The 20,482-nt window shown below is 30.9% G+C and carries 16 protein-coding genes and 1 pseudogene; all 17 read right to left on the reverse strand.

Features of this window, described 5'->3' with window-relative positions; all coding sequences use genetic code 11:
* Positions 1–94: 94 nt before the first annotated feature.
* Entirely contained in the window at positions 95–1,498 is a 1,404-nt protein-coding gene (locus LKE46_RS12320; RefSeq protein WP_291722696.1) for a lipopolysaccharide biosynthesis protein, read from the reverse strand.
* Between the two features lie 81 nt (positions 1,499–1,579).
* Positions 1,580–2,737, reverse strand: a complete 1,158-nt coding sequence (locus tag LKE46_RS12325) for a Coenzyme F420 hydrogenase/dehydrogenase, beta subunit C-terminal domain (protein WP_291725686.1) — start codon at positions 2,735–2,737, stop codon at positions 1,580–1,582.
* 23 nt (positions 2,738–2,760) lie between these two features.
* Positions 2,761–3,888: a polysaccharide pyruvyl transferase family protein gene (locus LKE46_RS12330; RefSeq protein ID WP_291722699.1), complete on the reverse strand. Its 1,128-nt coding sequence runs from the start codon at positions 3,886–3,888 to the stop codon at positions 2,761–2,763.
* A gap of 32 nt (positions 3,889–3,920) precedes the next feature.
* Positions 3,921–4,973, reverse strand: coding sequence for a glycosyltransferase family 4 protein (locus LKE46_RS12335; protein WP_291722701.1), 1,053 nt, complete (start codon positions 4,971–4,973; stop codon positions 3,921–3,923).
* Between the two features lie 33 nt (positions 4,974–5,006).
* A complete protein-coding gene (locus LKE46_RS12340) occupies positions 5,007–5,903 on the reverse strand; it encodes a glycosyltransferase family 2 protein (protein ID WP_291722704.1) in 897 nt (298 codons plus the stop codon).
* A 222-nt stretch (positions 5,904–6,125) separates the two neighbouring features.
* Positions 6,126–7,280: pseudogene (locus LKE46_RS12345) on the reverse strand (IS3 family transposase).
* A 266-nt stretch (positions 7,281–7,546) separates the two neighbouring features.
* Positions 7,547–8,908: an O-antigen ligase family protein gene (locus LKE46_RS12350; protein WP_291722706.1), complete on the reverse strand. Its 1,362-nt coding sequence runs from the start codon at positions 8,906–8,908 to the stop codon at positions 7,547–7,549.
* Positions 8,908–10,038, reverse strand: coding sequence for a glycosyltransferase family 4 protein (locus LKE46_RS12355; RefSeq protein ID WP_291722709.1), 1,131 nt, complete (start codon positions 10,036–10,038; stop codon positions 8,908–8,910). Before LKE46_RS12355 ends, LKE46_RS12350 begins: the two co-directional genes overlap by 1 nt.
* A gap of 17 nt (positions 10,039–10,055) precedes the next feature.
* Complete coding sequence (locus LKE46_RS12360) at positions 10,056–11,309, reverse strand: glycosyltransferase (protein WP_291722711.1); 1,254 nt, start codon at positions 11,307–11,309, stop codon at positions 10,056–10,058.
* A gap of 54 nt (positions 11,310–11,363) precedes the next feature.
* Positions 11,364–12,446 (reverse strand): mannose-1-phosphate guanylyltransferase, encoded by a 1,083-nt coding sequence (locus LKE46_RS12365; protein WP_291722714.1) that lies wholly within the window; start codon positions 12,444–12,446, stop codon positions 11,364–11,366.
* A 14-nt stretch (positions 12,447–12,460) separates the two neighbouring features.
* Positions 12,461–13,111: a sugar transferase gene (locus LKE46_RS12370; RefSeq protein WP_434735218.1), complete on the reverse strand. Its 651-nt coding sequence runs from the start codon at positions 13,109–13,111 to the stop codon at positions 12,461–12,463.
* Positions 13,112–13,295: 184 nt separating this feature from the next.
* Positions 13,296–14,009, reverse strand: a complete 714-nt coding sequence (locus LKE46_RS12375; RefSeq protein ID WP_291722718.1) for a CpsD/CapB family tyrosine-protein kinase — start codon at positions 14,007–14,009, stop codon at positions 13,296–13,298.
* Between the two features lie 28 nt (positions 14,010–14,037).
* Complete coding sequence (locus LKE46_RS12380) at positions 14,038–14,805, reverse strand: tyrosine-protein phosphatase (RefSeq protein ID WP_291722721.1); 768 nt, start codon at positions 14,803–14,805, stop codon at positions 14,038–14,040.
* A 25-nt stretch (positions 14,806–14,830) separates the two neighbouring features.
* A complete protein-coding gene (locus LKE46_RS12385; protein ID WP_291722724.1) occupies positions 14,831–15,514 on the reverse strand; it encodes a YveK family protein in 684 nt (227 codons plus the stop codon).
* A 21-nt stretch (positions 15,515–15,535) separates the two neighbouring features.
* Positions 15,536–16,480, reverse strand: coding sequence for a hypothetical protein (locus tag LKE46_RS12390; protein WP_291722727.1), 945 nt, complete (start codon positions 16,478–16,480; stop codon positions 15,536–15,538).
* 155 nt (positions 16,481–16,635) lie between these two features.
* Entirely contained in the window at positions 16,636–17,979 is a 1,344-nt protein-coding gene (locus tag LKE46_RS12395) for a cell wall-binding repeat-containing protein (protein WP_291722730.1), read from the reverse strand.
* A 60-nt stretch (positions 17,980–18,039) separates the two neighbouring features.
* Positions 18,040–19,860, reverse strand: coding sequence for a cell wall-binding repeat-containing protein (locus LKE46_RS12400; RefSeq protein ID WP_291722732.1), 1,821 nt, complete (start codon positions 19,858–19,860; stop codon positions 18,040–18,042).
* Between the last annotated feature and the right edge of the window lie 622 nt (positions 19,861–20,482).

The following is a 20,482-nucleotide window of genomic DNA, read 5'->3' on the forward strand; positions in this document are numbered from 1 at the left end:
TTACAATATATTTATATTATATACTGGTTATATAATGATTAAAAGTACTTTCAGAATAGTGCTATTATTAAAAAATAGAGTGAATCTCTTCGCTCTATTTTCTAATCTTATTCTTAGCAAATTCAAATGCTTTACTAATTAAACTTTTATTGAACACAACAAATATTATTACAGATAAAATCATAATTACTATCTCTACAATTTTATTATTACTATAATATGTAAAAATAAATAAAACAGAAATTATAGATAAAATTATCAATCTCTTTAAATCAATATCTATCCTAAAGTATTTTCTAGTTTGCCACAACCTAGTAAGCCACATTACTAGGAACGCGATCATTGTAGAAAACGATGCACCTTGTATTCCAATAACAGGTATTAAAGCTATATTAATTATTACATTTATAACTCCTCCAATTACAGAAGTATAAAATGCTCCTATGGTATCCTTTGAACTTAGATAACCTGTCCCATAAAATAAAGAAAATGAATTGAATATTGTACCTATATATAAAAATGGTACAAACATCCATGCGGACTCAAATTTAACATTAACCATAAGATGCATAATGAATTTTGTAAAAGCTAACAATCCAATTACTGCTGTAAATTGAAAAGTCATTAATACATTAAACATCCTTGTATAAAATACATTTCTATCTTTGGAACCATATTCTGTTATAGCACTTTCCTGCCAAGCCAAATTAAATATAGTATTTAACATAATTAATATAGATGGAAATTTATTTGAAATAGCATAAATTCCATTAGCTTCCACTCCCTTATAAAAAGTTAAAAAATATCTATCAGATACATTCATTAGCCACCAGCTAATTACATTTGGTATTAATGGTATAGAAAAAACAATTAACTTCCTTTTTATTATATTATTATTTAATTTAAGTTTTATATAATTATGAATTTTTAATTTTCCATCCAAGTAAATTATTATAATTATAGAAGATAAAATATTTGATACTATAAGCGAACCTACTTTCATATGCATTATAGTAATAAATAATATATTAGATACTAATATAACAACAGTAGATATTATTCCAGATACAGAATAATCTACATTTTTTCGAAATCCTCTTGCAATCTGTGACCATAATACAGATAGTATACTAAAATCAATTTGTAATAAAATTAGATATTCATATTTAAAACTTTTAAATTGAATAAATATAATGTATATTATGCTAAATACCATCAGATTTCTTGTTATCATAAAAAATGAATTCGAGATAACATGGGCAGATTCAGCATCATCTTTGGATTCTAGTAAATATCTATATAATCCATCATAGATTTGAAATGTTACAATTGGAGTCAATAATGCAACTGTAGTAGTTATTAGGTCAAAATATCCATAGTCATTAGTGGATAAATAATATGTATAGAATGGTAGTAATATAAAGGATAAAACTTTTGATCCAAAATTACCTATTGCATATATAATTGTATTCTTAACTAAAGTTCCTTCTTTACTCATAAAAGACCTCTTAATCTTTGAATATATTTTCCATATTATATCTAATATTAAATTATTTACTTTATTTAATATTATTAATTTCTATTTATTTTTATTGCTTGAATTTATTACCCGAACAATCTTTCTTTTTACCCTACTGGCAAAATTTACCTTAGTATATTTTATTATCGCTTTCTCTACATCCATATTGTGAATAACTTTAAAATATTTCTTTCTATTTTTATTATAATTTACTGATTTAATTATAGATTGATTATATTTAGTTGCATAATCTAAATTGCTTCTTGTTACTTCCATATCGGATAAAATTTCACTAAAAATTTGTAAACTTTTTTCATTATTTAAAATTACTAAAGAAACCCCTTTGTCATCATCAAAATCAGGGCATATTTTTTCAATTCCCCAATAGTCAGCTAAAGAAAACTCACTATTACTCTTATAATTTTTGGCTTTGCACTCATAACAAGACGGTCTTAAATATAGATCTTTTAAAAACCCCTGCATAAAGATATCTTTATCTACAGTTCTAGAATAAATTTTACCATTTTTAAATTCAGTTACATGGCTATATTTATGCCATCCATATTTTTTATCTCTAAATTTTACTAACTTGACTTTTGAATTGTTAACTCGTGCCAAATAATCTATATACTTCTTAAATACAAGTGGACTAGGTACTCCATGACATACTACATCAACTGTTATTAAGTTTAAATATTTTTTTTGTAAAAACGTATTTAATCCTTTTATCTGACATTGAGTTCCACTAAAAAGCACTACTCTATTATTATCCAAAAATTCTTTTGCTTGTTTATAGCTATCCATTATACTACTCTGAACGTATTTAGAGCCATAAAATTTGTTACAATCCTCTAAAGTTTCTGTATAAGTATGTATTACCTTAAAATCTTCATTAAAAGCTGCTCCAAATACAACACCTTTATTTAAAACAGCATATTTACACAGTACACTAAATATTCCTCCAGAAGAACTTTCCAATCGTATATTTTCATTTATATTCTTACAAGCATATGCAATACTTGAAAATTGTTTTTTTGGTAAATCATTATTAAAAGGACATACTTTCTCACATAATCTACAATTAATACACTTGTCCATATCTACATTAGGATAATAAAAACCTTCATCATCTTCAATCATTGATATACAACTCTTAGGACATATATTATTACAAGCATAACATCCACAACAATCTTTTTTATTAATTATGTTTATCATTATATATTTTCCTTCTTTCAATTCTACATTATAGCATCTTTTAAATATTGTATTGACTTTAATTTTTCTATTTTTAATATAGAATCAACATTTTCATAATTAACATTAAATATTTGTTTATCGGAAGTTACATTTTTATCCAATCTGGAATTTAAATTAAATAATGAAAGTAATGTTTCTATCCTAGAATTCATAGAAACTTCTTTGCTTTTTCTCTCAAAAACTATGAAAGGTACTTTCATTATTATAGAAAAAACAGTACCATGAAATGAATCAGTACATACCAACGAAGCATCCTTGATTAAATCAATAAATTCACTTGGATCAATTGAATACTTCTCAACATCATTAATATCAAGCAAATTAAAAATTCCCATATTATTTTTTTGGGCAATATTTTTTATTCTATTAATATAATTTTTTTCTTTATTACCTAAAAAATATACTAGGATATATTTATTTTTTGGCTTACATAATGCCTTACGTGAAATTTCCAACCATTCATTTTTATCCAATAGTAATGTTGGATCAACTAATACTTCTACATTTCTTCCCGTTAATTGGTTTATAATATCAGCTCCAGCCTTTTCTCTAACTGATAAATATTTAATTTGACTAAGCCATTTAATATATGATTGTTTCATTTTATTTGGAAAATCATTAACTCCTAAACTTGGAGAAAATGCAATACTCTTTCCATAATCAGTAAATGTCAAAAAATATAGATTAGCTGATTGTGAATGATATGGATTCCATATTTGATCACTTCCACATACAAAATAATCATAATTAGAATTTAATTCTAACGGTATTTTAGTACCTGATGTTTGAAATTTACTAAATTTAATGTATTTAGAATTAAATTTAGTAAATGTTTGATTTCTCTTTAACTTTGCATATAATTTATACCACTTTTTATTTTTTATACTAATAAATTTATTAATTAAATTAAGATAACTTAAAAATATATATTTTATTACTTTCTTAAATTTTCTATAAATTAATTCTTTATTTGATAAGTTTCCATAAAAATTATATATAGTTTCCGCATTAAATCCTAAATCTTCCATAACCTTCTGAGTTGCAAAATTTTGCAGACGATTCCCATAATTAGTTCCATGTGTTATAGTAATAATACCAACTTTTTTCATATAACTCACCTTTTTCTGAAATATTAAACTATCTATCTTCTTAATATTTTTTCAAAATTTTCAACACTTTTATTCCAGTCAAATTTAAGAACACTTTTATACCCTGCTTCAGATATATTTCTTAAAAGTTGTTTATCATCCAATAATTGTTGAATATTATATTCCATAGTATCTGTATCATTAGGTTCCGAAAGCATAACATTTTGACTATGTATGCCTATTTCATCAAAACATCCTACCCTTGTTCCTACTACAGCACATTTACATGCCATAGCTTCTAGGGGAGTTAATCCCCACCCCTCAAATTTACTAGGGAATATAAAAATATCAGAGGCACTATATATTTGTCTTAATTCTTCTTTTGAAGGATTTAAATAAAAATCAGCATAATCAGGAATATCATCACCTTTTTCCATACCAAATAATATTAATTTTAAATTAGGATATCTATCTCTAATCCCTTCAAAAGCCTTTAATCCTTCTTTATATCCTTTCCAATCTTGTCTACTATACATCATAGATATAATATTATTATTAAAATTCTTTCTATTGTTATAAAATTCATTAAAATCTATACCATTATAAGCTATATCAACATTACTTTTTTTGAATTTGTTTTTCATTAAATCTTTTAACCATTGTGCTATAACAATCTGTTTAAGTGGCAATTTATATGTATTATCAACTTCTTCTTTTTTTCCACTCCATATTTCATAATGTTGTATGAAATAATATTTTTTACCTTTCATATCATCTAAATTATATATATCATAAGCTGTTGGCCATGCAGTGGCAATTACAACATCAGCATCTCTTATATATTTATTATTTATTTTAGGAACAAGTTTTACAGGTACATTTAATCTGAACCAATCCACCTTGGTGCCCCTTTTGAAAGTATTTCCAATACTTGATTTTATAGTTTTAAGTTTGCCTATAATGCCCTTATTATTAAACCTATAAGCTCTCATGGGAACATAAATAACAATATCATGTCCACATTCACTTAATCTGTTGGCATATTCAAATATTATTTTTATTCCTCCTGTTTTACCTGTAAAAGGAATTATAAAATTTATTTTCAATTTCATCACCACTTTTTAACTAAAATATTTATCTTAATACCTAATATATTTTTTATAACTTTTAATACCATCCATAATAGCTTTGGATTGGTCTTTTTTATTTTTAAAAATATATTGAAGGCATCTAATAAATCTAGTTGTATAAAAAAATTTTTTTGACAGCATAAACATGAAACCAGAAATATTCTCCTTATATTTATTCATAAACAGAAGTCTATTTCTAGTACACCATTTAATAGAAAATGGTGACTCTTCACCACCTGAAGATAATCCAACCTTATGATAAATTATAGCTTTTGGATTATACCATATCTTATATCCACCATTTCTAACTTTTACACAAAAATCTACATCCTCAAAATACATAAAATAATCTTCTGATAAAAGCCCTACTTTTTCAAAAACTTCTCTTTTAATAAGCATACAACATCCAGTCATAAAATCTATTTCCTTTTCATCATCACACTGTCCATTATCAATTTGTCTCATTCCATAGTGAGCTCCAATAAATTTAAACCAATCAATATATCCTCCACCATACCAGATTATACTCTTCTTGGGATGATACATTATTTTACATCCAACTAATCCTACTTTATTATTCTTATTAAATGAATTAATCATATTATCTAAAAAATCAATTTTTACTAATGTATCATTATTTAAAAGCATTATATAATCGGCATCATGATTCAATGCATATTTAATGCCTAAATTATTTCCTCCTGCAAATCCTAAATTTTTCTTTGATTCTATGATTATAGAATTATTCGTTTTTTGTCTCAATATATTCAATGAATCATCAGAAGAAGCATTATCGACTATTATTATTTTATAATTTTTATAATTTATTTTCTTTAAGCTATTTACACATTCTATTGTATCTTTATATCCATTATAATTTACTAAAATTATGTATACTAACATCATTAAAACCAATCCTTTTTTATATTAAAATATAATATATTTATACACTAAATGGATATCACTTAAATATGCCAAAATTAAAAACATAATCAATACTATAAACTAATCTTGTATATTAAAATATGAGCTTTTCTCGAAAAAGTGGACACCACAGAGTTAGAAATTCTCTCAATATCGCATAATTACTATTGTTATTATTGACTATATTATTTTTCATAAAATCAATTATGATGCCATTAAAATATTAAGTCCTTTTCTGAACTGAGATGGTATCTTATAGCCAATTGCCTGATTCCTCCTCTGGTTATTGTAGTATATTTCAATATACCAGAATATATCACGGCCTTGCCTCTTCCCGTATTTTGTATTCTTTCTGATAGAGCAATTCACACTTTATGGTGCTGAAGAATGTTTCAGCACATGCATTATCATAACAGTTACCTTTACGGCTCATACTGCATATTATTTTATTTGTTTTTAAGAATTCCTGATATTTCTGTTGCAGTATTGTATCCCCCTGTCTGAGTGATGTATCAATCCTGGTGCAGGTCTGTACCTTTTTACAGCATTTTTAAGTGCATTTACACACAGTGATGTCTTCATATTATCTGCTGTTGACCATCCTACTATTCCTTTGTACATATATCTTTTACAGTTGCAAGGTATAACCACCCTTCGTGTGTACCAATATAACTAATGTCAGTTACCCATACGGAATTTGGATTTTCAACTTTAAAATTTTGATTTAACAGATTTTCAGCTACTGGCAGTTTATGATCTGAGTATGTAGTTGCCTTGAATTTTCTTTTCCTTATGGAATAAAGTTTATTTTCTTTTTGAATCCTGTAAAGTCTCTGTCTGCTGCAATGTGGAAATTTCTCTCTTACGTCACAGAGAAGCTTGTCAAGTCCACAAATTCCACGGTTCTTAAAATAACTGTTTCTTGCTATTTTCAGTATCTGCTTATTTTTAGCTTTTATCTTACTCTTTAAAGGACTGTTCCATAAGTAATATCCACTGCGTGACACATTAAATAATTTGCACATCTTTGTAACCGAATGTATGCCGCGCTGACTTTTTATAAATTTATAGATTACCTTCGGTTGTCCTGGACAAAGATGGCGGCAGATTTTTTAATATATCAACTGACTCCTCAAGCTCATTGATTTTTTTCTGTTTTTCTCTAAGTTTATGTTTAAGTTCATCTATCTTGGATTTTGCAGGATCTTCTTTCTTCTTTTTTCTATTTAACCAATTTCTCAAGGTTTTCTCATTTATACCTAAATCATTTGCCACACTGTTTACAGATCTACCTTCTTCTACAAGCCTTATAGCATCTGCTCTGAATTCTGTATTATAACTCTTACCATTACCTGACATTTCTTATCTCCTCCATATGATTATTATAGCTAACTCATATGTGTTCATCAATTCGAGTACAGGTCAGATTCACAATATTTTTTTAAAAGCTACCTTATTTAATATAAAAATCAAAGTAGTTATAAAATAATTTAACTTCTAAGAAAGGCTGGATCTTATTTATTCTTTAATTACAATAAACATATTGGATCAATTCTTATAACTAAAGTAAAACAGCTTACTGTATTAGTTTCAAATATTATTAAAATCATAATGTTATACAATGCTCAAATAGAATTATATTTTATTTTTAAACTATCTATAAAAGCTAATCCTATCCAAAAATTCAAATACGCCATAGTATCAAACTGTAACATTATTGATAATAAACTACAAGTAAAAAATAAAATTATATTTTTATTAAATAATTTAAATTTAGCTTTTAATACTTTTCTTAATATATTAAATATAAAAATAGAAAATATGATAAAACCAATAATACCACATTCACATAATATTTTTATATATAAAGACTTAGGAGTAGTAAATCCTGCATTAATATAACTTAAAACTTCACTAAAATTAGTTGCCTCTGGAAATTTTGATAAAATAATATTAGTAAATTCAAACCTATAATTCCCCAACCCTATACCAACTAATGGATTTTTCACAAAAATTAGCAGTCCAATAATAGGAAATATTATTCTAACATATAGTGAACCATCACTTAATAAATAACTATAAAAATTATTTCTAATTAGTGATATATTCTCTATTCTTTGCATAAAATAATATCCTGTACCGAATATACTTTTAGCTACAAAAAATATTATTTCAAATAAGAATACAAACATTATAGTATATAATACTATCTTAAGAATAAGCTTTATACAATTTTTTTTATATTTAATTATAAAATACAACATAAAAGAAAAAAACAAAGAAATAATTGATTGTAAGGAAAAACAAAATATAAACAAAACTAACCCTATATAAAACCACTTTTTATATTTACTGTCTACTTTTTTCATATAATAAAAAATAGGTATAGAAAACAAAAGCTGTAAACCAGCCCAAGATGGTTCTGCACTTGCTAATGATATTCTATCAGTTCTCCCAATACCCCCAAAAAAAGAATTCATATTAGCCAATACATCAATAGGTAACACATGCAATATAGATAATATTTGAATTAAGCCTATTATATAAATTAATATATATCCTCTACAAAATATACTAAAAAATTTTTTAACATATTCATCATTATTCTTACACTTTATAGACTCTTGATTAAAATAAAATTTAAAACAAATAAAAATAAGTGTTCCTAAAATTAGTGGTGGAAATGATTGCTTCACACCACTAAAATCATTATATTTGAAATTAGAAATTATTATCGACATAATAAAAGCATACATGTCAAAAATAAGTAACCATAAAGTATTTTTATATAATCTAAAATTAATCAGAGATATCGTTAAAGGAATTATTAAAAATATAACACTAATAGGTCTATACATTCTCGACTGCATAATAGGTAATGAATCAAATCCTATTAATAAAATAGATATATCAATTAATAATTTGTCAATAGTAAAATGTGACTTTATCATATTTTTTTCTTTTGTTGATACCGACAATAATGACATTAAATTTGTTTCCTCCAAATAAATGATTTAAATTTATCACTTAAATATTCTAGCTCATATTTTTTTTCTAATTTTATTACACCTTTATATTCTAAATTAAAAAAGTCTTTCATTTTAAGCTCTAAGTTTTTATATGTATCAATCAAATCATTATTTAAACTAAAATAATTATTATTTAAACCGCAAATTTCCTTAAATACATCCAAATTACTCAATATTACTGGTTTTCCTATAATCAATGCCTCAACTGGCGGTATGCCAAATCCTTCAGCATAAGACGGAAAAATAAAAGCTGAACATTTATATAAAAGTTTCCACTTAATTTCATCATTTATATATCCTAAATACTCTATTTTATTAGGATATTTTTCTATTAAATCATTCATTCTATTTTCAATTTTCTTATCTCGTATACTCCCTGCAATTTTTAATAGTTTATCTCCACCATCATCTATATATTTTTTATAGGACTCAAGTAAAACATGAACTCCTTTTCTCTTTTCTATATTTCCAATATATAAAAAATAATTACCATCATCAAATCTAAACCTATATTTAGGCTTATCTACTATATTATAAGAAACAAAATCCTTTTTATTCAATGATTCTTTAAAGTATTGGTTAGTTTGATTTTTAGTAAAGTTTGATACATATATTATATAATCACAATTATTTATACTCTTTTTTAAAAAATACTTAAAATAAAGTCTATATTTCAAACTATAATATTCAGGTGTTGTTATAGGAAATATATCATGTATAGTTATCATAACTTTTATTTTTGGATTATTTTTTTTCAGATTTTTAGATACTATTTGATTAGGCTCCCAGAAAATTTCGGGATTTTCTCTTTTTATAACATTATCTATAAAATCAAAATATTTAAATACTTCTATATTTTTATCAACTTTCCTATTATAAGATATAATTTTAAGTCCCTTGTTATTAAGTTCAATAATTTCATCACTCAACAAAACATCCGTGACTCCAAATATATCCAATTCTTTATATTTCATCAGTCCTTTAACAAAATTATAAATATAGATACCTATTCCACTAGGATTTTGTGATAATTTTCTCAAGTCAACTAATATTTTCATATTACTCATCACTTTCAAACTAATTTTCATACTATCATCAGAAACAATTAAAATATTTTCTTAAAATTATTTAAAGTATTTTCCCATATATAATTTTCTAATATGTTTCTTTTACTATTTAAAATAACATATTGCTTAAATTCTTCATCTTTTAATAATTTGACTATAGCATCCGAAAAATCATCTATATTATTTTTAATTAAGATATCTATATTATTTTTAGCCTTTATACCTTCCGCACCAATATTATTTGTAACTACCGGCACACCCATAGCCATACTCTCTAGAACCTTAGTTTTAATACCAGAACCATAAAGCAACGGTGCTACTATAACTTCACATTCTTGAACATATTTTCTTATATCATCTACTTCTCCTGTAACTTCAATATCTTTTATATCTTTGAATTTAAATTTGTATTCTTCATTGCATTTTCCTATAATTCTAAACCTAGAATCTGGGATTTCATTCTTTACTAATGGAAAAATATCTTTCAAAAAATAATCTACTGCATCTCTATTATGAGGTACATACATATTTCCTAAAAATCCTATTAAATTTTTATTCTTATTATTAGAAACATTCTTGGAATAATAATCATAATCCACACCAATAGTTACATCAAAGGCCTTATTAATTTTTATCTTTTCATTTAATTCAGCTGCCTCTATAGGTGAAACAAATATTATATTATCAAACTCTCCACAAACCTGCATTTCATATTTTTGCAATAATTTTGCTTCTGTCTCCAAAAGTTTCTTGCCAATAAATTTCCCATCAAAGACTTTTCTTAAAAATGCAGGTATTTTTTTTTCGTATTGCCCCAAAATATTGCCAGAATTATTCAAACTTTTTGCTTGTCTATAATATCTCTTTGACAATAAATCATCCATATCTAATATTTTTTTCCCCTTAAAATTATTTATATTTTTTACATACTCAGCAGTTCTAGCCATGTCACATATTAAAATGTCTGGATTAATTTTACTTATAATATTAGAAATATGTTTTTGTGTACTTTTTGAATAATATATTGAAACCTGCAATGGCCACACTTTTGAAAACATACTTTTCATTATAATATTACTCACTTTTTCTAATTTACCTGGCTGTTGTACTATATATTGTTTATTAATAAACTTCGGCGTTAGATCATAATTTTTATCATCAATAAAACTAATCAGGTTAACTTCACAACCAAATATTTCTTTTAAACCCTTACAATAATTATAAAGAACAACTTCTCTACCGCCTGTCATTGGATATATAGCCCTAGTCGTTATAAATACTACCTTTTTCATAATATATACCACTCTCTAAGATAAATTATTAAGACATTTGTACAAATCTAATTTTTAATTTACAACATTCCTCTTTATCTCTTTAATCCTGTCAATATCCTTTTTCTTTCCTACAAAAATTATATCATCACTTTCTACGACAAATACATCGTCAAGTCCTACAACTACAATTGGTTTGTCCTTGGAATATACAATATTGTTGCTGCTTCCAAAGCTCTTTATATTGCCTATGCACACATTATCATTGCAGTCCTTTTCCCTGTATCTCTCCACTGCATACCATGTTCCTATGTCATCCCATCCAAAATCCGATGGGATCACATATATATTCTCCGCCTTTTCCATTATGCCGTAGTCTACAGAAATATTATCAACCTGTGGATACTTTTCTTCCAGTGCACTGTCAAAATTTTCGCTGTCTGTCTCAAATATATCCTTCAAAATTCTGTATGTATTATGAAGATACATCTTTGTAAGCTTTATTATTGTACTGCATTTCCAGATGAACATACCGCCGTTCCAGAGAAAATTTCCCTCTTTAACATATTTCCTTGCCGTATCTTCATCAGGCTTTTCCACAAATCTCTGAACTCTGAAAACACTGAAGTGTTCCTTGGTAACTGCAGCCTCATCATCAATTATGCATTGCCCATTATTAAATGCAAATTGGATATACCCATATCCTGTTTCGGGTCTGTCAGGTTTCATTCCCAGTGTGACTATTCCATCTTCCTTTGATTTTATAAATTCATATCCGTAATTTATTGTATCCCTGAATTCATACGGATCAACTACCAGATGGTCAGATGGGAGTACCACAATTGATGCATTACTGTACCTTTTTTGTATATAAAAAGCTGAAAGTGCTATACATGGTGCTGTATTTCTTCCAACGGGCTCGACTATTATATTGTCCTCCGGCAAATCCGGAAGCTGTTTTTTCACAAGATCCACATATCTTCTCGCAGTCACCACGAATATTCTATCTACTGGTATAAGCGAAAGAAGTCTTTCCACTGTCATCTGTATCATTGTCTTTTCACCAAGCAGTTTCAAAAACTGCTTTGGCTTCTCGTCAGTTGAAAGCGGCCAGAACCTTTCACCTTTCCCACCTGCCATTATAAGCGCACACAGCATAAAAACACTCCATTCTATCTTGCCCCGTCATCTCCAAGAAACACCGAAAAAGTTTTGAACACTAGTTTCAAATCCAGAAATGTACTTCTCTCTTCTATGTACCTGATATCAAGCTTCATCCACTCATCAAAGTCTATATTGCTTCTCCCCATAACCTGCCAATAACATGTCAGTCCAGGTTTCACAATAAGTTTCATTTTCTGGTAACCGGTAAATTTTACAACCTCCCTTGGAAGATTGGGTCTCGGTCCCACAAGGGACATTTCTCCCCTGATCACATTGAACAGCTGTGGAAGTTCGTCAAGACTTGTTTTTCTTATAAACTTTCCGACTTTTGTAACCCTAGGATCTTCTTTCATTTTGAACGTGGGACCTGTCATCTCATTTTTATCCTTAAGCTTGTCCAGTAATTCTTCAGCTCCAGAAACCATGGATCTGAACTTGTACATTTTAAACAGTTTCCCATTTTTCCCAACTCTCTCCTGTGAAAATATTGCCGGCCCTTTCGAATCCAGTTTTATTGCTGCAGCAATACCAATCATAATCGGAGAAAAAATAATTATTCCCATAAGAGAACATATAATATCCATCATTCTTTTGATAAAATAGTAAGCCCTGCTTTTTCTGTACTTGTCTACATCATATTCATATTCACCCACATGCAAAGGTGTTTCCTGCAGTTCAGTCAAAATAATCTCCCCCCTATTTCAACATCTTTGTTTTCCATTATAATACCAATTACTTTATTTTACAATGTCAAAACCGCATATTCTAACAAAATAGCCGATAAAATAAAGGAAAATTACATATTTTAGAGTTTATTATGTTCTCACTAAGCATATCTTCGAACTATTTTCTTTTTTTCCTCTTTTTATGCTTGTTGCCATCTTCATCATAATATGAGTAATAGTAACCATAGTATCCCTTTTCCCTGACCTCAAGCTTGTTCAAAACCGTACCCAGTATGTTTGCATTCACCTTCTCAAGAAGCTGCTTGGCCTTTACTGCCGCATCCCTCTCTGCCTGTGATGAAGCTACTACAAGCAGGCACCCATCTGCATATCTGGACAGCAGCTGTGCATCAGTTACTGCAATTATAGGCGGAGTGTCTATTATTATGTATTCATATCTGTTTTTCAAATCTTCTATGAATTTTCCCATCTTCTTCGACCCAAGAAGTTCTGCCGGGTTCGGTGGTTTCGTACCTGATGTGAGAAGTGAAAGATTTTCTATTCCCACATCCTTAACCACATCTTCAAAGCCAATCTTGTCCGCAAGGACATCTGAAAGCCCTGCCTGATTGGATGTAAAAAATATCTTGTGAAGTTTTGGTTTCCTCTGATCACAATCTATGAGTATCGTGCTTGATCCGCTTTCAGCCATTACAACTGCAAGATTCGAAGCCGTAGTTGATTTCCCCTCTCCTGGTCCCGAACTCGTAAGCATTATTGTCTGTATTTTCTTGTCAAAAGATGAAAATTGTATGTTCGTTCTCAATGTCCTGTAAGCTTCTGAAATAGGAGCTCTTGGATTTTTTATAGTAACAAGATCTGGTTTCTGCATCGTATTCACTCCATTTGCATTTTCGCTTTTATTTTCTGAAAAAGCTGAAGAATCCTTTTTTGATTTTTACTCTCCCCGAACACAGATCTATATGTTCATTTGCAAGAAGTTTTAAGGCATTGTCTCCAGCTGTTTTCGCAATTTTACTATCAATTGCCCCTGCAATTTCCATGGCCTCACTGAGACCCGGTCTTCTACTGGAACTTGAATGGGCATCGGAACCTATGAAGCTGCATATTCCATTTTTCACAAGAATATCTGCAGTCTTTTTCACCCTGCTTCCGAATTTTCCGCATATGCTTCCTGCATTTATCTGTATAAGGCATCCTTCATCTATGAATTCATTTATATTCTCCGGATTTTCAATTATGTACCTGTATCTCTCGGGATGTGCCATTATCGGCCTTATCCCCCTTATTTTGAGCTCGTATATTATGTCAAATCCACCATGGGGCATTTTTTCCATGGAAAATTCCACAAGCATGTAGTCCGTACCTGCAAGAGCGGCTATATGCCCCTTTTCGTACTCCTCAATGCTATGACTGTCGAGGAATACTTCCTGACCTGGATATAGCTTTACACCAATCCCTCTGTTCACAGACAACCGATTTACCTCTTCAGTCAATTTCACCACATCTTCATGGTTGTTTTCATAGTATCCCCTGTAAAAGTGAGGGGTCACTATCACTTCTGCAATTCCGTCATCCCTGATTATTTCAAGCATCTTCTCCGTCTCTTCCATGGACTTAGAACCGTCGTCTATTCCAGGAAGCAGATGAATGTGCATGTCAATCATTTATTATTGCCTCCTTTGCACGGGATCAATTGTCCTGCATCTTTGGTATTATGCCGATAACAGGAAGATCAAGATACCTCTCCACATCCTCCTCCGTCTTTATGGTACTGTCGGAGTACTCAAGAAGAAAGGCCAGCCCTACGGATACCAGAAGACCCAGGAAAAATGCAATTGCAATGTTGAGTGCCTTTTTAGGCTTCACAGGCTTGTTCGGAAACTGGGGCATATCCATGATCTGTATGTCGCCGCCTGTAGGATATACCCTCTTGCTCTCATCCACAAATGAATTGGACATTGCATTTACTATGTTCACCGCCTGCTGAGGGTCCCTGCTTTCAGCCCTTATTGTAAGTATCTGCGTACCCTGTTCCGGAGTTACAGTGACCATCTTCTGAAGCTGTTCAACCGTCAGATTGTCATTCAATCTGTTTAGGGTTTCCTTTGCAACAGAATTTGACTGTGCAATCTGTGCATAGGTCTTTACAAGATTCTGGTACATCATTACATCACTATTATCTGTTCTTATATCACTGCTTTTCGGTTTTCCAACAATTATAGTCGAACCTGCTTCATAGGTCGGTTTTATTACAAAAAAGCTTGCCAGTCCGGCTGCTATTGCGCACCCTATTGTTATGCACAATATAAGCTTGAATCTCTTTTCCAATATATGAAAAAAGTCCTTCAGATTAAGAGTTATTTCTTCGTCCATAATTTTCCCCCTTTAAATTTTTCAATTGAGTTTTTCCTGAATTTTTTTCAGGGTATCTTCGTCAAGGTTTGACGTTACAGCAGCTTTCACACGTTTTTTGCCTTCAGGGGAAAGCTTTTCGTAGTCGGCCTGTGCAGAAACAAGCGCAGCTTCATCCCTGCTGTTTATAGCAGATAATATCTCCGATATAACTGCCTGTTCATTGTCCGATGCCGTTTCTCCTGAATTTTGATTCTTTTCCCCTGAAGATGCTGTCTTTCCAGGTTGAGAAGTACCATTTCCACTGGAATTTTGCACACTATTTTTCCCGACAGAACCATTCTGATCCTGCCCCGTATTTTCCGAAGAATCTATCGTGTCTTTAAACCATTTCAACTTCTGTTCAATGCTCATGCCGCCCCTGGCTGCATCCATGAGAAGCATTTTATTCTGGACACCAATGCTTTCCACCTTTATTGGAACCACACTGGAGGGCATACTTATGACTCCTCCTTCGGCTTTCAATTTACTATTCAGCTTTCCTGAAAGTTTGCCAAGCACATAATTCTCAGGTATGTTTATCTTTCCAAGCTTGGAATATGAAGGATCATATATTATCCTGTCATTTTTCAAATACGCTCTGCCTTCAGAGGTCAGGAGAAAATTGAGTTTCCTGTAGGTCACAGGTATGTAGAATTTCAGAGTATTATTCGTAATGTCTGCATTTACTCCCTTGACTGTGATATCTCCTGAAGTTCTGCTTTTCCCGAAAAGTGGAGATATAAGTTCATTCACTTCTTCTGAATCAAGCTTTATGATACCGCCGTCTTTTTGAGCTCCCATTATTTTATCGACTACTTCCGGCGAAAATTTATACTCCTTGACACTATATGAAGAATTCCAGAATACAAGTGAAAAAAATACTACAGCCGCCGCTATAATGATAACAATCAGTGCCGCTACTATTTTTGATTTGGCTTTTTTCATATTCAGCTCCTAATTACAATATTTTATTTTATTATAACATTTTTGATATTATTATTAAATTTAAAATTAAACAGGTCACAAAAAGTTCATACTAAAATATATGTATTATAAATGCCCATCTGCAAAAAGGCAAATGGGCATTCTTATGGTCATTCTTACAATAGGCCAAATTCACTTGCAAGTGCAATCTGATCTAAAAGACTTACAGTAGATTGTATAGCTTCTTTCAATGCATTTTTATCATTTTCTGAAAGTGCTTCATATTCACTTTTTACTTCTGCAGCTTCAGCATCATTTTGATAGTCATAATCCGCATCTGAAGAATGTTTGTCCACGACACTTACAATTCCGTCAACTACGGACTGCTGTGCACTATTTAGTCCTTTTATGGTCTTAATTGAATTTACGGCCGAAATCAGGTGCGAATTACTGTCGGAAGATGATCCTCCCCCGCCACCGCCACCTGTAGATGGATTCTCTTCATCCTCATCCTCTGCTTCATCCACAACCTTCTGGAGGCTGGATATGAGTGAATCAGGAACTGAAGCACTTCCACCGACAGGTACTATACTTGCAGTACTACCCACATTTGACTTTATGAAATCTTCAACTGTTTTGCTCAGCGTATTGTAGGTGAGTATGACAGGCGAAGAAGTCTTTGCCGCCAGTGAAGAAGCTGAAAGGGCATCTGCAAATTCATTTCCTTTGGGGCCTGCACCTCTAACTACATATAGCTTGTCAAATTTTATACTGGACTTGAAATAGGTCATCACATTTACATTGGTTGCATATCTGTCGCTTCCCCCTATTCTGACAGGCGCAGGAAGGGATGAAATTGAGCTGTCTGTTATAACACCATTTCCTCCCACTATGTAGGATTTTGTTATGGAAGCTTTTTTTGAAGTTATGTACTCGCTGACAGCCTTTGGAACTGCATTTCTGGAAGTCAGCAATATCGGATATCCCTGACTTGCAGCTACAGGCGCTATGGACAGTGCATCTGCATAACCCTGCCCGAAGGCAAGAACCACCTTGTCAAAGCTTCCAAGTTCTTTTGCGACGGCAGCCGAGGTTTCATACCTGTCGGCTCCTCCGATTCTGGTTACATTCAAAGACATTGATGATTTCAGCTCATTTTCTATGGAATCCGAAATTGCTCCCTTTCCCCCTATTTCTATTACGTGGGTTGCCTTGAGTCTATTTATCTCCGTCTTTACAGTGCTGTTCAAGGTTTTGCTTCCCGTAAGAAGTATCGGTGCATCATGCTTCTTTGCAAGAGGTGCGGCACAGAGGGCATCTGCATAGTTCTCACCGCTTGCAAGTATTACATAGTCGGAAGTTGTCCATCCGCTTTTTGATACTGCAGCCGAGGTTTCGTATCTGTCTTTCCCTCCAAGCCTTGAAGCTGCTGCAGAGGATGTCTGTGGAAGTGCAATTGCCGAAGAAAGTGCAACTACAAAACTCAATATTATATTTGAAACAATCTTTTTTCTGTTCATCTTTTCCTCCTTCAATTTAATAGAACCCAGGTGGCTTACCTGAGTTCTGTTTGATGTTTTTTAGTTTTCTGCTGTTGATGGGTTAACTTTTATATCTATATAGTCTGAGCCACTCAGATATAATTTATATGTTCCAGTAAAATAGCTTCTATCACTATTATAAGCTGGCAACACAAAATTGTTTTCTAATTGTTTAACTGCATCTTCAGTATTCTTGCTTGCATTAAAGATTACGGTATCTCCTTTAACAACCCTTGTTACATCTATACTCTCATAACTAATCTTAGGAGTCTGTGATGCCAACTTTATTCCTTCAGGATTTTGTGTAAAATACTTATCTATCTGTGTATCTATATCATTTTTAAAGTCGTTATAAGCTCCTTCTGCATCATCTGCATGTGATTCAATTACAGCTTTAATTTTATCAGGTTCAAGTTTTCCATCTTCGTCAAAGTATTGAGAGCCCAATCCTGACAAGAATTGCAATATTGTTTTGTCATTATTTATTTTAATATTGCCAAAGTGAGTACTCAATTTATCATTTACCTTTTCTATATCCTGATTAAACTTAGCAACATCTGTTATAACACCGTCTTCAATACCATATCTTGTCTGTGCTTTTGCAAATACGTCCTGTAAGTCATTTATTCCTTCTGTAGTATCTTTCAGATTTACATTTACATATTCATCATCACTTTGTCCAGGCAAGTCATCTATGGTAAAATATCTATTTCTCAAGGTAGTATTATTTACCTTATTTTTATATTCTGTATATTTACTACTAAGAATTCCTGTTCCACTCTTTAAATCATCAGTGATATTACTATAATTATCACCACCACTTGATGAGCCACCACCACCACCGCCTGTGCTTGGTGATTTGGTTATAGCATCTTTAAGCTGTGATATGACTGAATCAGGCAGTACAGCTGATCCTCCAAGTGCTATAATTTTTGTATTCTTGTTAAGAAGATCTTTAAACAGGTCTTTAGTATAAGAACTTACAGACTGTGCTGTTATTACAACTGCACTCTTCTTTTTTGCGGCAAGCGCCGAACCTGTAAGTGAATCAGGGAATTTACTATCACTGGCAACAAATATATTACTGAAATCAAGTTCATCTGCAAATTCTCTTATTACCTTGGAGTTTGTCTCATATCTGTCAGTTCCACCGAGTCTTTCCCCTCCGGGAAGACTGTTCAAAATGGAATCACTTACTACTCCATCTCCACCTGCTACATAAGACTTTGTTATACCTGATTCAGATTTTATGTAATCAGACACTGAATCCGGGAGTTCATTATCTTGTGTAAGAACTATAGGCGCACCTTCGATAGCTGCTATAGGTGCTACTGAAAGTGCATCAGGAAATTTCAAACCATTTGCAACAAATATGCTGTCTGAAGCTCCAATTGCCTCTGCCACTTTTACTGAAGTTTCAAATCTGTCTGCTCCTCCATACCTTTTAACGTCTGAAGATGCAATTTCTGATTTTATCTTGTTTTCAACACCTTGTGAAACTACACCGTCTCCACCTACAATTATAAAATGCTTGGCTCCAAGTTTCTTTATCTCCTCAAGAACAGTTGAATCCAAATTATTCGACTGAGTCAGAAGTATAGGTGCATCCTTAGCTTTTGCAAGCGGTGCGGCAGTCAGGCTGTCCGCATAATTTTGTCCATTTGCAATTACAACATAATCGGAACCGTCCTTCCATCCCTCCTGTGATATCAGGGAAGCTGTTTCATACCTGTCAGCTCCTCCTATTCTCTGTGTAGTATTGTCTGCAGCTTTTACTCCCGTAGTTGAAACTACTGAGCTTGAAATGACCAGAGTTGCAAGACTGCAAAACGACACAAGTTTTCTGTTCCTTTTCTGCATAATAACCCCTCCATTTTCTATGAATTTTACATAAATGCGCTATTAATAGTTTTAAATATTATCGTAAAGTGATTTAATATCTTTACACATTTACACAATATACTTATTATTATACAGTGTACTTGTATTAATTTCTACAAAAGTTTTAAATATCCTTCCTTATTTATAGAATTTTATAGAATTTTTTGAACAAATCTTCCAATTTCTAAATTGCCTCTTTCTTTATGAACACTGCATTTCTGCAGCTAATAATGCAGCAAGAAAAGCTCTATCCATATATCATCCTTGGATAGGACAGTAAATCTCGTACCCCTGTTTAATCAATAATAGCATTATCAAACAATACTATTATTAATTATCTTCTATAAAATAAAAATTACTATAGAAACATAATCCTATAGCAATTTTCAAATAAATATTAGCTCAGCTGTTCTATTTTATACAAATCTGTGGACATCCTCATTTAATTCAGTAAATATCTATTAAATCAAAATCATTTTCATCTACAGGAATCTCACTAATAGTACCATCTGGATTCTCTACTTGATTATATATCACAGAAAGCATTTCTGTTGTTTTCAGTGTCTCTGTAGCAATCTGTGCATTAAAGTTCTGCTGTGTC

The sequence above is a fragment of the Clostridium sp. genome (assembly GCF_022482905.1).
GTDB lineage: Bacteria > Bacillota > Clostridia > Clostridiales > Clostridiaceae > Clostridium_B.

Bases quoted from the DNA above. Each gene is read 5' to 3' on its own strand.
- LKE46_RS12320 (WP_291722696.1), bottom strand. From the start codon at position 1,498: ATGAGTAAAGAAGGAACTTTAGTTAAGAATACAATTATATATGCAATA.
- LKE46_RS12325 (WP_291725686.1), bottom strand. From the start codon at position 2,737: ATGATAAACATAATTAATAAAAAAGATTGTTGTGGATGTTATGCTTGT.
- LKE46_RS12330 (WP_291722699.1), bottom strand. From the start codon at position 3,888: ATGAAAAAAGTTGGTATTATTACTATAACACATGGAACTAATTATGGG.
- LKE46_RS12340 (WP_291722704.1), bottom strand. From the start codon at position 5,903: ATGATGTTAGTATACATAATTTTAGTAAATTATAATGGATATAAAGAT.
- LKE46_RS12350 (WP_291722706.1), bottom strand. From the start codon at position 8,908: ATGTCATTATTGTCGGTATCAACAAAAGAAAAAAATATGATAAAGTCA.
- LKE46_RS12355 (WP_291722709.1), bottom strand. From the start codon at position 10,038: ATGAAAATTAGTTTGAAAGTGATGAGTAATATGAAAATATTAGTTGAC.
- LKE46_RS12360 (WP_291722711.1), bottom strand. From the start codon at position 11,309: ATGAAAAAGGTAGTATTTATAACGACTAGGGCTATATATCCAATGACA.
- LKE46_RS12365 (WP_291722714.1), bottom strand. From the start codon at position 12,446: ATGCTGTGTGCGCTTATAATGGCAGGTGGGAAAGGTGAAAGGTTCTGG.
- LKE46_RS12375 (WP_291722718.1), bottom strand. From the start codon at position 14,009: ATGCAGAAACCAGATCTTGTTACTATAAAAAATCCAAGAGCTCCTATT.
- LKE46_RS12380 (WP_291722721.1), bottom strand. From the start codon at position 14,805: ATGATTGACATGCACATTCATCTGCTTCCTGGAATAGACGACGGTTCT.
- LKE46_RS12385 (WP_291722724.1), bottom strand. From the start codon at position 15,514: ATGGACGAAGAAATAACTCTTAATCTGAAGGACTTTTTTCATATATTG.
- LKE46_RS12390 (WP_291722727.1), bottom strand. From the start codon at position 16,480: ATGAAAAAAGCCAAATCAAAAATAGTAGCGGCACTGATTGTTATCATT.
- LKE46_RS12395 (WP_291722730.1), bottom strand. From the start codon at position 17,979: ATGAACAGAAAAAAGATTGTTTCAAATATAATATTGAGTTTTGTAGTT.
- LKE46_RS12400 (WP_291722732.1), bottom strand. From the start codon at position 19,860: ATGCAGAAAAGGAACAGAAAACTTGTGTCGTTTTGCAGTCTTGCAACT.